Raw genomic sequence first — 14,345 nt, 5'->3', positions numbered from 1 at the left:
TCACCCATCGGATACCGCAGCGACCGCAGCGTCCCCGTTCTGCTCGTGCTGTCAGCGGAGACCTCGTCCACGACCCGGTGGATCTCTCTGGCCTTTGTGGCGAGGAATGCCTGGAACTGCCGAGCGCCCGCCGGGGTGTCGAGGCCGAGTACGCCTTGCCGGGCCACGACGTCGCTGATCTCGACCCCAATGGCGTCCAGGCGTCGCCGTCCCCACACCGCCTTTCGGCACGCCCCACTCAGCGCCTCGACGAAAGCGCGATCCACCTCGACAGCCGTCGCCAGGCGTTGCGCCAAATCCTGCTCGCGCGCACGCGCGGCATCGGCGAATGCACCACGCGCATCGGGCATAGCCGCAAAGGCTATCGGCGGTCGCCCGACTTGGGTAGTCACCCAGCCGGGCTACCCCAGTCCGTCGAGCACCCCACGAGTGCCGGATAGTCCCAGTCGAGTCGCTCCGGCCTCGAGCATGGCCAGCGCATCGTCGGCATTGCGGATACCGCCGCTGGCCTTGACCCCTAACCGGCCATCGACCGTGCCGGCCATCAGTGCCACCGCGTGCACACTCGCCCCGCCGGACGGATGAAATCCCGTGGAGGTCTTTACGAAATCCGCGCCGGCATCTTCGGCGGCCCGGCAGGCAGCGACCAGAGCGGCGTCGCCGGCGAACTCCAGCAGCGCGGCGGATTCGACGATCACCTTGAGCACCGCCTGGGGCACCGCGGCGCGCACGGTGGCGATGTCGGCGTCCACCGCGGCGAAATCACCCGCCAGTGCCGCGCCGACGTCGATAACCATGTCGATCTCGGCCGCCCCGTCCGCTGCGGCCAATGCGGCCTCCTGGGCTTTGACCACCGACAGATGCTTGCCGGACGGGAATCCTGCGACCGCGGCGATCGGGACGCCGGAGGGGTTGGCCCCAGCCGCAGTGGCCACCATCGACGGCGATACACACACCGCGGCCACCCCGAGTTCGGCGGCTTCGGCGACAACGGCGATCACCTGCTCCGCGGTGGCTTCGGGTTTGAGCAGGGTGTGGTCGACCAGTTTGGCCACCTGGTCGCGGTCCCAGCGGGTGGTGGGCATCAGAAGGCCTCCTCGGCGGCACCCGGATTGCATCCGGATTCGAGCATGGTCACGCCGTCGACGACGGGGCGCCACGGCTCAAGGTTCCAGCTGGTCTTGCCGGGTCGGGCGAACTCGGCGTAGCTGAAGTGGCAGAGGAATTGGTCGCGCATGCCGGGGGTATCGGCGTCGGGGGCGCTGACGAGCACCTCCCGCCAAGCCTGTTCACCCGCGCCGTCGGTGTCGAGCCGCAGCGCCGCCGCCCGCGCAGAGGAGGTCGGGTACACCCGCAGACTCGACCGGCCGTCGTAGCTGACCCACTCGGTGTGGTCGACAAAGCCGAACAACCCGGTGTCAGCGGTGGCCGGCGCCGCACCCAGCACCGCGGCCGCGGCACCCAAGGCCGCAAGGACGAACGCACGCAGCATGGGGCTAGTGGGACTTGCCTTGGACCTCAAGGAGTCGGGGGCGCACGTCCACCAGGTAGACCCCGGCCGCGCAGGCCGCGATCGCCATCCCCATCACCTGCAACACCAATGCCAGCAGCCCGCACACCCCGAGAATCACCAGCCAGACCGGCTTGGTGAGCTTGTCGGCGGCGGTGTAGGCGTCAGAGCGTTGCATCGCGGCGTGGACGAAGGCGTACACCGACGTCGCGAAGACGGCGATCTGCAAAACGCCAAGGACGGTACCCACCAGGTTCGCAGCGATCACGCTGCAAGCCTAGGCGGGCACCGTCCCGGGCGTCGAACTGCGACTACTTCTGGGTGACCTTCTTGGCCGGTGCCTTCTTGGCGGCCGGGGCCTTCTTGGCCGGAGCCTTCTTGGCAGCCGGGGCGGCCTTCTTGGCAGCCGGAGCCTTCTTGGCGGGAGCCGGCGCGGGCTCGTCCTTCTTGGGCAGCTCGATGCCGACCAGCTTGGCGGCGCGCTCACCGACCTCGCGGGTCTGCGACGCGACGTTGCCCAGCACCTCCTGGGTCAGCTCGACGGCCTGGTCGACGTAGCCCTCCACCTGGGCCGAGGCGTCGTCCAGACCGGACTGGCTGCGCAGGCGCACCAGAGCGGCCTCGCCGCGCGCCACCAGGTCGTTGTACCGGTCGCTGGCAGCCTCCACGTAACCCTCGGCGGCCTTGCGCAGCTCGTCGGCGGTGAAGCGCTCCCGCAGCTCGGCGAGCTGCTCGGGCAGGTCCTCTTGCAGCTTGGTCAGGCGAGCGCGGCTCTCCTCAACCCGGGTGCTGGCGTCCTCGCGGGCTTCGCCGGCGCGATCACGCAGGTTGGCGACGAGGTCATTCACGGTGGCCAGCGCCAGGTCGGCTGCGCCGAGCGCGGCGAGCAGCGGGGCCTTCAGTTCTTCGATGGTCGGGTTCTCGGCCATGTCGGGTTCCTTTCGGGTTGAAATCGTGCGTAGGTAGATCGGTCAGGAGAACGACAGAGGATCAGTCAGCTGGCGTCTCCTCACCGTCGGCTTCGTTCTGCTGGACGAAGGAGGTGTAGATGTCGAGCAGAACCTGCTTTTGCCGTTCCGTGATCGCTGCATCGGCAATGACGGCGTCACGGACCTCGCTCTTCTCGCTCGGCTCCAAAATTCCCGCCCGGACGTAGAGCACCTCGGCGGAAACCCTTAGGGCCTTGGCGATCTGGTTGAGGACGTCAGCGGAAGGCTTGCGCAGTCCACGTTCGATCTGGCTCAGATACGGGTTGCTGACGCCGGCCTTGTCGGCCAGCTGACGCATGGACACCTGCGCGGCTTCGCGCTGGGACCGAATGAAGCTACCGATATCCGCCGCAGCCGTGGAGACCACCGCGGTGAGCTTGTCATCCTGCGACACCGGTGACCCCTTTCGTGGACTGGCGAGTGCTGACACGTGCCACGATACGGCCCAGTGCTAACTTTTGCAAGCACTTGCTAGCGCAGGTCAGAACATAAGTTGAGCTATGGCGTAGATCGCCAGGCCGGCCAGCGAGCCGACCACCGTGCCGTTGATCCGGATGAACTGCAAGTCACGCCCGACGTGCAGTTCGATGCGTCGGCTCGCCTCGGCGGCATCCCAGCGCTCGATGGTCTCGGTGATGATCGCGGTGATCTCCACGCCGTAATGGCCCACCAGATGCTGGGCGGCCCGCACGATCCAGTTGTCGACCTTGTCGCGCAGTTCGGCCTTGTCGCGCAACGACTCTCCGACCTGGACCACAGTCGAAGCCACCCGTGTCCGCAGCGCGCTGGACGGGTCGTCGACGCCTTCGAGCACCAGTCGCTTGAGCGTCCGCCAGGCCGTGGCCGCGGCGTTGGCGACTTCTTCGCGCGCCATCAGCTGCTCTTTGACCGCGTCGGCCTTCGCGATGGTCGCCTGGTCGTGCTGCAGATCGTCGGCGAATTCGAACAGGAACCGGGTCGCGCTGCGCCGCAGTTCGTGATCGGGATTACGGCGCACCTTGTCGGTGAAATCCATCAGTTCACGGTGGATGCGGTCGCCGACCAGGTGATCGACGAATCGCGGCGACCAGGTCGGCGAGTCACGCTCCACCACCCGCTGGATGACTTCGCCGGCATTGAGCGACCACTGGAAGGCCCGGTCGGCCAACAGCTGAATCAACGCCTCCTGCCGGTTCTCCGCCAGTAGGGAACCCAGCACCCGGCCGACCGGCGGACCCCAGTGCGGCTCGGCGATGCGCTGAACGATCATCCGGTCGATCACGTCCTGGACGTCGTCGTCGCGCAGCATCTCGATCAGGACCCGCAGCACGGTCGCGGTCTCGGCGGCCACCCGCTCGGCATGCGCCGGCTCCGACAGCCATTTACCCACCCGGCCGGCGACCTGCGCGTCCCGCAGCTTGGTCTCGATCACCGGTGGTGACAGGAAGTTCTCCCGCACGAACGTGCCCAGCCCCTCCCCGAGCTGATCTTTCTTGCGCTTGATGATCGCGGTGTGCGGGATGGGTATCCCCAGCGGGTGCTTGAACAGTGCGGTTACCGCGAACCAGTCCGCCAGCGCGCCGACCATGCCGGCCTCGGCCGCCGCACCGACGTAGCCCACCCAGGTGGGGGCTGTGCCTTCTACCCCGTGGGTGGCTGCCCATCGACACAGCAGGAAGACCACAGTGGCGCCGAGCAGGAAACTCAGCGCCACCACTTTCATCCGGCGCAGATCACGCAATCGGACCGCGTCCGCGTCTGGGTCGGCGCCCGCGAACGACTCCGCCAACGACTGCACGGCTTGCGCAGCGCCCGGCCAACTCGACTGGTTCTCTGGATGCACCACTCCACCATCATCCGCCATCTGCCCGGCGGGGTATATGCGGCGATTCCAGCTTCGACTCGCCTCCGGCGAGCCTCGCTAAACCACCGGGTATATGCGGCGATTCCAGCTTCGACTCGCCTCCGGCGAGCCTCGCTAAACCACCGGGTATATGCGGCGGTTCCAGCTTCGACTCGCCTCCGGCGAGCCTCGCTAAACCACCGGTAACTGTTACCGGTCCACAAAGTTTGCTGGACAAGCCCGTATTATCTATTGCGTCTAGGGAATGGGAATCCGCGATAGTGGCAGAACAGCTCAAGGCCAGCACCGCCAAGACCGACGGTCGCAAACGGCGTTGGCACCAGCACAAGGTCGACCGCCGAAACGACCTCATCGACGGAACGATCGAGGCGATCCGGCGCCGCGGCCGCTATGTCAGCATGGACGAGATCGCCGCAGAGATCGGCGTGTCCAAGACGGTCCTGTACCGGTATTTCGTCGACAAAAACGACCTCACCACCTCGGTGATGATGCGCTTCGCGCAGACCACGCTGATCCCCAATATGGCGGCGGCGCTGTCGGCGAACCTGGACGGGTTCGACCTGGTTCGCGAGATCATCCGGGTGTACGTGCAGACCGTGGCCAACGAGCCCGAGCCCTACCGGTTCGTGATGGCCAACAGCTCGGCCAGCAAGAGCAAGGTGATCGCCGACTCCGAGCGCATCATCGCGCGGATGCTCGCGGTGATGCTGCGCCGCCGGATGAAATCGGTCGGCATGGACACCCACGGCGTGGATCCGTGGGCCTACATGATCGTCGGCGGGGTGCAGTTGGCCACCCACTCGTGGCTGCTGGATCCCCGAATGAGCGCCGACGACCTGATCGACTACCTGACGATGCTGAGCTGGAATGCACTGTGCGGCATCGTCGAGGTGGGTGGATCGCTGGAGAAGTTCAATGCGGGCCCGCATCCGTCGCCGGTGCTGCCGTGGCGACGGGCGTCCCGCGCGCAATCTGCGCGCTGATCTGCCCAACGAGGCACCGCCAATTACCAGGGAAATCCCTGTATCTCTTGGGCGGCGCAATCTCCTACCGTCGCAGGGGGTGGGGCGACGCGGATCGCCGTCCGGTGGGAGGGCAACTGACATGCAGATGACACGAATTCTGACTCTGGCAGCGATAGCCGTTGCAGGGACATTAGGGCTGGCGGCTCCGGCGTCGGCCGAGCTTGTCGACGGCAGCTACGAGCTGACCTATTTGAGAAACCCGGCGCAACAGCCGAGCATTCTCAATGTCAGCTCATGTGGTGCCGGCTGCAAGGTGGGCCAGATCGTTGGCCCATACGGGGCTACGGAGCTTCATCTACAAGGCGACTCCTGGATCGCTCCGGGTGTGGACGGCGGCGATCAGGTGGTGATCGACAACAACACTCTGAGCGGATCTGCCAACGGCAATTCTTTTCAGCTTGCCAAGGTCGGCTGATTTCCACTCTCGACGCAAATAGCGACGCGGAGTAGATCCGCTAAGCATGAAAGGCGACTGAACGATGTCGACGAAGGACTACAGGCTGCCCGCCAAGACGGTCCTGGCGGCACTGATCGCTGCCGGAGCATTCCTCAGCTGTCCCGCACCGGCCTACGCGGACGACCCCGAGCAGCCGGGCGGGCAAGGGCAGGACGCCTGCGCAAGCGGCGACCAGGGCCAGCAAATGCAGGACCCGCAGGCATGCGGCGCCGGTATCGCCAATCGAGCCATCGGTGAGGCCCAGAACGCCGCCGACCAGGCAGCCCGCGCTGCCGGCCAGAACGGTCAGAACGGCCAAACCAACTCGCCCGGTGACCGGCCCCCACAGGACCTCATCACCAACTCCGCCTGCATCATCTTCAACGGGGTTCCGACCCTGATACCGCCGAGCGGCTTGACCCGCACTGCGTCGCCGTTCGACTCACCCATGGAAGGCAAACCGTGCTGGTTCGCGTTCGGCGTGAGCCCCACGCACTAGCGGATCAGTAGGTGTAGAAGCCCCGACCGGACTTCTTGCCCAACTGGCCGGCCTCGACCATGCGCAGTAGCAGCGGCGGCGCGGCGTAGAGCGGCTCCTTGAATTCCTCGTACATCTTGTCCGCGATCAGCTTCAGCGTGTCCAGGCCGACCAGGTCGGACAGCCGCAGCGGGCCCATCGGGTGCGACAGGCCGGCGACGATCGCCTTGTCGATGTCCTCGACGGTGGCAAACCCGGACTCGAGCATGCGAACCGCCGACAGCAGGTAGGGCACCAGCAGGGCGTTCACCACGAAGCCGGAGCGGTCCGAGCAGCGCACCACCTGCTTGCCCAGCACCGCGCTGGCGAACTGCTCGGTGCGGTCGGCGGCGGCGGGGTCGGTGACCAGCGTGCTGACCAGCTCGACCAGCGGCAGCACCGGTACCGGGTTGAAGAAGTGCAGACCCAAAACCCGCTGCGGGTTCTGCGTGGCAGCGGCGATCTTCATGATCGGGATAGACGAAGTGTTTGATGCGAGCACGGCGTCCGGGTCGGTGATCACCCGGTCCAGCTCGGCGAAGATCTTCGCCTTGACGGTGTCGTCTTCGATGACGGCCTCGATGACCAGCTGGCGGTCCGCCAGCTCGCCGAGGTCGGTGGTGAAAGTCAGGTTGCCGACGGCGTCGTCGCGCTCGCGCTCGGTGATCTTGCCGGCGCTCACACCGCGCTCGAGCGACTTGACGATCCGGTTGCGACCCGCCGTGACCAGCGCGTCGGTGGTCTCGAAGATCTTCACCTCGACGCCGGCACGCGCCGACACCTCGGCGATTCCGGCGCCCATCTGCCCGGCCCCGATAACACCTACTCGTTGGATCGACACGGTCTCCCTTTCAGTCAACGGCAGCAACAGGCCCCGCCCAGGCTGGCTGGGCGGGGCCTGCGCTGTCAACTCCCCCGCGGTGCAATCCGACTTCCACCCCGGGAAATCTCTTCCCTTGCGGCCTAGTGGAACTGGCCCTCTTCGGTCGAGCCGGCCAGCGCCGTGGTCGACGAGGTCGGGTCGACGGTGGTGGCGATCCGGTCGAAGTAGCCGGCACCGACCTCGCGCTGGTGCTTGGTGGCGGTGTAGCCCCGCTCCTCGGCGGCGAACTCGCGCTCCTGCAGCTCGACGTAGGCGCTCATCTGCTTGCGGGCGTAGCCGTGGGCCAGATCGAACATCGAGTAGTTCAGGGCGTGGAAGCCGGCCAGGGTGATGAACTGGAACTTGAAGCCCATGGCACCCAGCTCGTTCTGGAACTTCGCGATGGTCGCGTCGTCCAGGTGCTGCTTCCAGTTGAACGACGGCGAGCAGTTGTAGGCCAGCATCTGGTCCGGGAACTCCGACTTGACGCCCTCGGCGAACTTCTTGGCCAGCTCCAGGTCCGGGGTACCGGTCTCCATCCAGATCAGGTCGGCGTACGGCGCGTAGGCCTTGGCCCGCGCGATGCACGGCTCCAGACCGTTCTTGGTGTAGTAGAAGCCCTCCGCGGTCCGCTCACCGGTGATGAACGGCTGGTCGCGCTCGTCGACATCGGAGGTGATCAGGGTGGCGGCCTCGGCGTCGGTCCGGGCGATCACCACGGTCGGCACGTCGGCGACGTCAGCGGCCAGACGGGCCGAGGTCAGGGTGCGGATGTGCTGCTGGGTGGGGATCAGCACCTTGCCGCCCAGGTGGCCGCACTTCTTCTCCGAAGCCAGCTGGTCCTCCCAGTGCGAACCCGCGACACCGGCGGCGATCATCGCCTTCTGCAGCTCGTACACGTTGAGCGCGCCACCGAAGCCGGCCTCGCCGTCGGCCACGATCGGGGCCAGCCAGTTGTCCACCGAGGTGTCGCCCTCGACCTTGGCGATCTCGTCGGCACGCAGCAGTGCGTTGTTGATCCGGCGCACCACCTGCGGCACCGAGTTGGCCGGGTAGAGGCTCTGGTCGGGGTAGGTGTGGCCGGACAGGTTGGCGTCACCGGCGACCTGCCAACCGGACAGGTAGATGGCCTTCAGGCCGGCCCGGACCTGCTGGACGGCCATGTTGCCGGTCAGCGCGCCCAGGGCGTTGATGTAGTCCAGGTCGTGCAGCTGCTCCCAGAGCACCTCGGCGCCACGACGGGCCAGGGTGTGCTCTTCGACGACGTGGCCCTGGAGCGCGACAACATCCGCTGCGGAGTAGGTGCGGGTGACACCCTTCCAACGCGGGTTGTGGTCCCAGTCGTGCTGGATCTGCTCGGGGCTCTTCGGCGTGCCAACGGTCGACATAGGATGCGCTCCTTTGCGTTCTCGATCGGCCGGGGTCGCCGGACCCGAGAATTGCTTCCCGGCTTTGCTAACACCCCGATCGATTCACTGGTGTGTTAATGCGACCTTGGCACAGGACATCTCCCCAGGTCCAGCCGTTTCCATTGCCAAGTTCAGCCATGCATCGCGAACAAATTGCAAAGTTTGCGAAGAACCATAGGGAAACCCCGTCGCGAAATCAGCCCAAAAGCTACCGGCCGGTAACATATCCACACTGGTCAGCGCACGTTTTAGCAGTACGCCCGTACTGACTAGAACGTGTTACAGCGGGAAGATTGCGGCGAGGGCTTTGACCTCTTCACCCACCAGGTATGTGAGCGTTCTAACAGTGCGATCGACCAGTCCAGGCCCGAACTGATCAGTCGATCCAGCCGGGTGGACGTGGGAGACGATCTCTAGTTTGTCGCCCAGTGCGACCGCCGCATCGTGTTCCAGCGTGACCCGCAGCGGCGCGTCGAGCAGCTCGGGGTAACCCGACAGGTAGTCCTCGACCACGCTCCAGTACACCGAGTTGTTCATGTGGTCGAACAGGTCGATGTCGGTGAACCGAATCGGGTATTCGTGGATCTCGTCCGAGTCCTCACGACCACCGGCCTTCAGGTAGGCCTTCCAGCGCAGCCGGTCGACGGTGGTGGTGCGCTTGAGCCTGGCCAGGAAGTCCTCGGAGATCCGCGCCGGTCCCTGCGTCTCGCGGTTGATGTTGATCCAGAACGCTTCGGATTCGACCAGCCCGCCCTTGCGGCCATCGATGCGAACCCGCATCTCACACCAGCGGTTGGAGGTGCCCGAACACCAACGCCGTATCCGCAGCATGTCCTGGAACTCGATCGGACGGATCAGGTCCATCATGGTGCGCCGGACGATCCACAGCGGGTGGGTCTCCTGATATCCGCCTTCGCGCAACTGATCCTGGCCGATGTCCTGGATGTGGCGGGCGGCCGCATCCATCCGCAGGCGGCCCAGGCGGTCGATGTCGGCGACCCGCAGCGGCCACTGCCGATCGAACACGTCGGGATGTGGGTCCGGCACTGGCATCAAAGCCTTGGCCAGGCCGGTCGGCTCCTGTGTCTGGTGCATCGGTGCTCCCGTGGTCTCTCCCTGAGCGGATCATGCCATGCCAACAATGCGAATGCGGCCTTCGCAGCAGGTAGGCTCGATGGGGTGGCCAAGACGTATGTCGGCGCCCGGGTGCGCCAGCTGCGCAGCGAACGCGGGTTCAGCCAGGCTGCACTGGCCCAGATGCTGGAGATCTCACCGAGCTACCTCAACCAGATCGAGCATGACGTTCGTCCGCTGACCGTCGCGGTACTGCTGCGAATCGCCGAGGTCTTCGGTGTGGACGCCAGCTTCTTCGCTTCCCAGGACGACACCCGGCTGGTCGCCGAGCTGCGCGAGGTCGCCATGGATCGCGACCTCGACATCGACGTGGACCTGGCCGAGGTGGCCGAAATGGTCAGTGCCCACCCCAAATTGGCCCACGCGATGGTCAACCTGCACCGCCGCTACCGCATCACCACAGCCCAACTCGCCGCGGCCACCGAGGAGCGCTTCTCCGACGGCAGCGGCACCGGCGCGATCACCATGCCGCACGAGGAAGTCCGGGACTACTTCTATCAACGCCAGAACTACCTGCACGAATTGGACACCGCCGCAGAAGATCTGGCCACCAGGATGCGCAGGCACCAGGGCGAATTGGCCGTCGAGCTGGCCAATCGGCTCACCGAGGTGCACGGGGTGCACATCAACCGTCGCATTGATCTGGGCGAAAGGGTGCTACACCGCTACGACGCGGAAACTCGCACCCTGGACATCTCCAACCACCTGTCCTGGGGGCAGCGCGTGTTCAAGATGGCCGCCGAACTGGCCTACCTGGAGTTCGACGATCAGATCTCGGCCATGGTGGAAGAGGGGAAGTTCACCTCGAAGGACTCCCGCACGCTGGCCCGGCTCGGGCTGGCCAACTACTTCGCGGCGGCGATCGTGTTGCCGTACGGGCAGTTCCACGACAGTGCCGAGACGTTCCGCTACGACATCGAACGGTTGTCGGCTTTCTACCGGGTCAGCTACGAGACCATCGCCCACCGGCTGTCCACCCTGCAGCGGCCGTCGATGCGGGGTGTGCCGTTCTCCTTCGTCCGGGTCGATCGGGCCGGCAACATGTCAAAACGGCAGTCAGCCACCGGCTTTCACTTCTCTTCCAGCGGCGGTACCTGCCCACTGTGGAACGTCTACGAGTCGTTCGGCAACCCGGGAAAGATCCTGGTGCAGATCGCCGAGATGCCCGACGGCCGCAAGTACATGTGGGTGGCGCGCACCGTCGAACGCCGGGCCTCCCGCTGGGGCCAGCCGGACAAGACCTTCGCGATCGGGCTCGGTTGCGAACTGCGCCACGCCCACCGGCTGGTCTATTCCGAAGGCCTGGATCTGGCGGCAGGCCACGACGTCCCAGCCACCCCGATCGGGGTGGGCTGCCGAGTATGTGACCACGACAACTGCCCACAGCGGGCCTTCCCCGCGCTCGGCCGTGACCTGGATCTCAACGAACATCGCAGCACTGTCTCTCCGTATCTGGTAAAGCAACAGCGGTGACTGTTCGTATCCCCGATTCCCCCGGCCTACGCGACCTCGGTGTCGCCAACTGGCTGGTCTGCAAAGTCGTCGCCCTGCGCCAACGCGTACCCCGGGCGCACCTGTTCACCACCCTCGGCCAGCACCGGCGGCTGATGTGGTCCTGGCTGCCGTTCGGCGGGGTGCTGATGCGCGGCGGCAAGCTGCCGAACCGCGACACCGAGTTGGTGATCCTGCGGGTGGGGCACCTGCGCGACAGTCAATACGAACTGCAGCACCATCGCCGGATGGGCCGGGCGGTCGGTCTCGACGACGCCACCCAGGCACGGATCTTCGAAGGGCCCAGCGCGGACGGGCTCACCGACCGGCAGCGCGTGTTGCTGACCGGGGTCGACGAACTGGTGCAGACCCGCACGCTCTCCGATGCCACCTGGGCGCAGCTGGCCGAACATCTGGATCGTCCCCGGCTGATCGAATTCGTCATGCTGGCCAGCCAATACGATGCGCTGGCCGCCACCTTGAGCGCACTGCGGGTTCCGCTGGACTTCGATGAGTAGTCCTGCGTGACCGCTACCGTTAGCCACGACCTGGCCGTCGCCGGGGGCGGGGTGCTGCTGATCGCAGCGGTCCTGATCGTGGTCGGGCGCGCACTGGCACGACGGGGGGCCAGCCCCTTGGTCACCCGCAAGATCCCCCACGCGCTGTGCGGGTTGTTCGCCGCCCTGGCGGCCTTCCAGCTCTCGCACGGAGTGGTGGTGGCCGGCGTACTGGCGGCAGCGACGGTGGCCTTGACGATCATCGTGGAGCGCGGCCTGATCCCGGTGCCCGGCGTCTTCGACGGGACACGGTCGCGCGACTACGGGCTGGTGGGTTTCGCCGCCGGGGCGTTGGTCGCGGTGCTGGCGTTCTGGCCGGATCGGGTCGCCATCGCAGCAGGTGTGGTGGTGCTGGGGCTGGCCGACGCCGGTGCGGCACTGATCGGGGACCGCTACGGCAGGCACCGGGTCGAAGCCGGTGGCGGGGTGCGCTCACTGGAGGGGTCGGTGGCCTTCGTGGTCATCGCGTTCGCGGTGTCGTGGGTGTTCTGCCGTGTCGGCCTTGAACTGAATATGTTTATGGCGGTGTCGGTTTCGCTGTTCGTTGCGATGACCACAGCCGCGGTGGAACTTCTGGTGCTACCCGCGGCGGACAACCTGCTGATCACACCGTGGGTTGCGCTGCTACTGCACGTGGCGCGGGAGCTGTCGACCGACGACGCGCTACGGTGGCTGGCCGCAGTGGTATTCGGCTGCGCCATCGTGCCTTTCATGCTGCGGATGCGGTGGTTGGATCTACCCGGCGCACTGAGCGGTGGCCTGATCGCGGCAGTGGCCGTCGGCCTCGGCGGGTGGGCCTGGATCATCCCAGCCGCGTTGTTCTTCTCGCTGACCAGCCTGCTCACCGCCTATCGCCGCCCCGTCCGGACTGGGGGCATGCGCGCCATGAGCCAGGTGGCGGTGAATGCCGGCCTGCCGGTGCTGATTCCGGTGATCGGCTATGCGTTCACCCGCGACCCGCTCTGGTACGCCGTGTCGATCGGCGGGATCGCGGCCGGCATCGCCGACTCCTGGGCCTCGGAGATCGGCCGCTTCTCCTCCCGAGAGCCGCTGTCGCTGCGCACCTGGACGCGGGTGCCCAAGGGCACCTCGGGGGCGGTCTCCCCACTGGGTTCGGCCGCGACGGTGCTGGGGGCACTGGCCGTCGGCGCCTTCGGAGCCCTGTTCGGTGGTCTCGCGATGGTGCCGGTGGGCCTAGCGGCCGGCGTTGTCGGCTCCCTGGTCGACACCTTGATCGGGGCCACCGTGCAGGCCCGCTTCCATTGCGCCACGTGCGGCGCCACCGTAGAGGACGGCCTGCACTGCGGCGTGCCGGCAACGGCGTCCACAGGCTGGCGATGGATGGGCAACGACGCGGTCAACGCCTGCGCGAACGTGGCCGGCATGGTGGTGGGATTCGGGGTTTTCGAGCTGTTCGGGGGTTGATTCGGCGGCTCGCCGGCCGCCGACGGTGTTTCGCTCGTCCGAGCATCGCCCGGCAATATCCCGCCTCAGCACCGTTTACCCGGCGCGCTCGGGCCAAAAACTCACAGGGCACTCCTACCTTGGGGGGCGTAGTGTCGGCCCAAGTGTTGAGCCACCAGCACGTCGTTTCTCTGACATAGGTCTCTCCCGGGAGGACCCACGGTGGCACATTCCCCAAGCGCCGGACCCAAAGCCAAATCCCAATGGCTGTCGAACTCCGCGGCGCAGACCCGCGGATCAGACAAAGACGAGGTCCAGTTCCACTACGACATCTCCAACGACTTCTTCAAGCTGTGGCAGGACCCGTCGCAGACTTACAGCTGCGCATATTTCGAGCGCGAGGACATGACGCTGCAAGAAGCGCAGCTGGCCAAGGTCGACCTGTCGCTGGGCAAGCTGGGCCTGGAACCCGGGATGACGTTGCTCGACATCGGCTGCGGGTGGGGTTCGACGATTCGGCGGGCCGCCGAGCGCTACGACGTCAACGTCATCGGTCTGACCCTCTCGGAGAACCAGAAGCAGCACATCGAGGACAACGTGTTCGCGAACTCGACCAGCACGCGCCACATGGAAGTGCGGCTGCAGCCCTGGGAGGAGTTCGACGGGCAGGTCGACAGGATCGTGTCGATCGGTGCGTTCGAGCACTTCGGCTTCAACAAATACGACGACTACTTCAAGAAGACATTCAGCTGGATGCCCGACGATGGGGTGATGCTGCTGCACAGCATCGTCATCCCCAGCGACGAGGAGATCAAGGCCAAGAAGCTGCCGCTGACGATGTCGCGGCTGCGGTTCATCAAGTTCATCATGGACGAGATCTACCCCGGCGGACGCCTTCCCTTGGCCGCGCAGATAACCGACCACGCGGCCGACACCGGCTACACCGTGACCCGCGAGCAGCACCTGCAGCCGCACTACGTTCGCACCTTGAGCACCTGGGCGGCCAACCTCGAGGCCAAGAAGGACGAGGCCGTCGCCATCACGTCGGAAGAGATCTACGAGCGGTTCCACAAGTACCTCACCGGCTGCGCCGAACTGTTCGATACCGGGTATACCGACGTCGTCCAGTTCACCTGTGAGAAGGCGCCCGCATGACCGGGTTTGGCGG

At 66.1% G+C, this 14,345-nt stretch carries 16 protein-coding genes and 1 pseudogene; 7 read left to right on the top strand and 10 right to left on the bottom strand.

Going from position 1 to position 14,345, the window contains the following annotated elements:
- Positions 1-26: 26 nt before the first annotated feature.
- From RCP37_RS22165 to RCP37_RS02430, 7 genes and pseudogenes are all read right to left on the bottom strand, one after another.
- Positions 27-350 (bottom strand): annotated as a pseudogene (locus RCP37_RS22165) (DUF4226 domain-containing protein); the annotation flags it as partial.
- 51 nt (positions 351-401) lie between these two features.
- Positions 402-1,085, bottom strand: a complete 684-nt coding sequence (gene deoC / locus RCP37_RS02455; protein ID WP_308485466.1) for a deoxyribose-phosphate aldolase — start codon at positions 1,083-1,085, stop codon at positions 402-404.
- The gene (locus RCP37_RS02450) at positions 1,085-1,492 is read right to left on the bottom strand and encodes a DUF2599 domain-containing protein (protein ID WP_308485465.1); all 408 of its coding nucleotides are present in this window, start codon (positions 1,490-1,492) and stop codon (positions 1,085-1,087) included. The genes deoC and RCP37_RS02450 overlap by 1 nt, the downstream gene beginning before the upstream one ends.
- A gap of 4 nt (positions 1,493-1,496) precedes the next feature.
- Positions 1,497-1,778, bottom strand: a complete 282-nt coding sequence (locus RCP37_RS02445; RefSeq protein WP_067966687.1) for a DUF2516 family protein — start codon at positions 1,776-1,778, stop codon at positions 1,497-1,499.
- A 43-nt stretch (positions 1,779-1,821) separates the two neighbouring features.
- Positions 1,822-2,439, bottom strand: a complete 618-nt coding sequence (locus RCP37_RS02440) for a heparin-binding hemagglutinin (protein ID WP_308485464.1) — start codon at positions 2,437-2,439, stop codon at positions 1,822-1,824.
- Between the two features lie 61 nt (positions 2,440-2,500).
- Positions 2,501-2,893 (bottom strand): helix-turn-helix domain-containing protein, encoded by a 393-nt coding sequence (locus RCP37_RS02435; RefSeq protein ID WP_308485463.1) that lies wholly within the window; start codon positions 2,891-2,893, stop codon positions 2,501-2,503.
- A gap of 87 nt (positions 2,894-2,980) precedes the next feature.
- Positions 2,981-4,342, bottom strand: coding sequence for a DUF445 domain-containing protein (locus RCP37_RS02430; protein WP_373693095.1), 1,362 nt, complete (start codon positions 4,340-4,342; stop codon positions 2,981-2,983).
- Between the two features lie 260 nt (positions 4,343-4,602).
- On the opposite strand from RCP37_RS02430, the gene RCP37_RS02425 reads away from it, so the two are divergent.
- From RCP37_RS02425 to RCP37_RS02415, 3 genes are all read left to right on the top strand, one after another.
- A complete protein-coding gene (locus tag RCP37_RS02425; RefSeq protein WP_308485462.1) occupies positions 4,603-5,325 on the top strand; it encodes a TetR/AcrR family transcriptional regulator in 723 nt (240 codons plus the stop codon).
- A 121-nt stretch (positions 5,326-5,446) separates the two neighbouring features.
- Positions 5,447-5,782: a hypothetical protein gene (locus RCP37_RS02420; RefSeq protein ID WP_308485461.1), complete on the top strand. Its 336-nt coding sequence runs from the start codon at positions 5,447-5,449 to the stop codon at positions 5,780-5,782.
- Between the two features lie 64 nt (positions 5,783-5,846).
- Positions 5,847-6,302, top strand: a complete 456-nt coding sequence (locus RCP37_RS02415; RefSeq protein ID WP_308485460.1) for a hypothetical protein — start codon at positions 5,847-5,849, stop codon at positions 6,300-6,302.
- A 4-nt stretch (positions 6,303-6,306) separates the two neighbouring features.
- Here the strand turns inward: RCP37_RS02415 and RCP37_RS02410 are convergent, their stop codons facing one another.
- The 3 genes from RCP37_RS02410 to RCP37_RS02400 all read right to left on the bottom strand — a co-directional run bounded on the left by RCP37_RS02410 (position 6,307) and on the right by RCP37_RS02400 (position 9,686).
- Positions 6,307-7,161 carry a 3-hydroxybutyryl-CoA dehydrogenase gene (locus RCP37_RS02410; RefSeq protein WP_308485459.1) on the bottom strand — a complete coding sequence of 285 codons (855 nt, stop codon included), beginning with the start codon at positions 7,159-7,161 and terminating at the stop codon, positions 6,307-6,309.
- A 122-nt stretch (positions 7,162-7,283) separates the two neighbouring features.
- Positions 7,284-8,570 carry an isocitrate lyase gene (gene aceA / locus RCP37_RS02405; protein WP_308485458.1) on the bottom strand — a complete coding sequence of 429 codons (1,287 nt, stop codon included), beginning with the start codon at positions 8,568-8,570 and terminating at the stop codon, positions 7,284-7,286.
- 300 nt (positions 8,571-8,870) lie between these two features.
- Positions 8,871-9,686, bottom strand: a complete 816-nt coding sequence (locus RCP37_RS02400; RefSeq protein ID WP_308485457.1) for an acyl-[acyl-carrier-protein] thioesterase — start codon at positions 9,684-9,686, stop codon at positions 8,871-8,873.
- A gap of 84 nt (positions 9,687-9,770) precedes the next feature.
- Between RCP37_RS02400 and ramB the strand changes: the two genes are divergently transcribed.
- From ramB to RCP37_RS02380, 4 genes are all read left to right on the top strand, one after another.
- Positions 9,771-11,198, top strand: coding sequence for an acetate metabolism transcriptional regulator RamB (gene ramB, locus RCP37_RS02395; protein WP_308485456.1), 1,428 nt, complete (start codon positions 9,771-9,773; stop codon positions 11,196-11,198).
- Positions 11,195-11,734: a carboxymuconolactone decarboxylase family protein gene (locus RCP37_RS02390; RefSeq protein ID WP_308485455.1), complete on the top strand. Its 540-nt coding sequence runs from the start codon at positions 11,195-11,197 to the stop codon at positions 11,732-11,734. The genes ramB and RCP37_RS02390 overlap by 4 nt, the downstream gene beginning before the upstream one ends.
- A 6-nt stretch (positions 11,735-11,740) precedes the next feature.
- A complete protein-coding gene (locus RCP37_RS02385) occupies positions 11,741-13,198 on the top strand; it encodes a DUF92 domain-containing protein (RefSeq protein WP_308485454.1) in 1,458 nt (485 codons plus the stop codon).
- Between the two features lie 201 nt (positions 13,199-13,399).
- Positions 13,400-14,332 carry a cyclopropane mycolic acid synthase family methyltransferase gene (locus RCP37_RS02380; RefSeq protein WP_308485453.1) on the top strand — a complete coding sequence of 311 codons (933 nt, stop codon included), beginning with the start codon at positions 13,400-13,402 and terminating at the stop codon, positions 14,330-14,332.
- Positions 14,333-14,345: the final 13 nt, after the last annotated feature.

It is taken from the genome of Mycolicibacter sp. MU0102 (assembly GCF_963378105.1).
Lineage (GTDB): Bacteria > Actinomycetota > Actinomycetes > Mycobacteriales > Mycobacteriaceae > Mycobacterium > Mycobacterium holstebronense.
This window is presented reverse-complemented; position numbering and strand designations above follow the sequence as displayed.

Coding starts and splice junctions, on each gene's coding strand:
- RCP37_RS02440 (WP_308485464.1), bottom strand. CDS start 2,439: ATGGCCGAGAACCCGACCATCGAAGAACTGAAGGCCCCGCTGCTCGCC.
- RCP37_RS02400 (WP_308485457.1), bottom strand. CDS start 9,686: ATGCACCAGACACAGGAGCCGACCGGCCTGGCCAAGGCTTTGATGCCA.
- RCP37_RS02415 (WP_308485460.1), top strand. CDS start 5,847: ATGTCGACGAAGGACTACAGGCTGCCCGCCAAGACGGTCCTGGCGGCA.
- RCP37_RS02450 (WP_308485465.1), bottom strand. CDS start 1,492: ATGCTGCGTGCGTTCGTCCTTGCGGCCTTGGGTGCCGCGGCCGCGGTG.
- deoC (WP_308485466.1), bottom strand. CDS start 1,085: ATGCCCACCACCCGCTGGGACCGCGACCAGGTGGCCAAACTGGTCGAC.
- RCP37_RS02420 (WP_308485461.1), top strand. CDS start 5,447: ATGCAGATGACACGAATTCTGACTCTGGCAGCGATAGCCGTTGCAGGG.
- RCP37_RS02430 (WP_373693095.1), bottom strand. CDS start 4,342: ATGGCGGATGATGGTGGAGTGGTGCATCCAGAGAACCAGTCGAGTTGG.
- aceA (WP_308485458.1), bottom strand. CDS start 8,570: ATGTCGACCGTTGGCACGCCGAAGAGCCCCGAGCAGATCCAGCACGAC.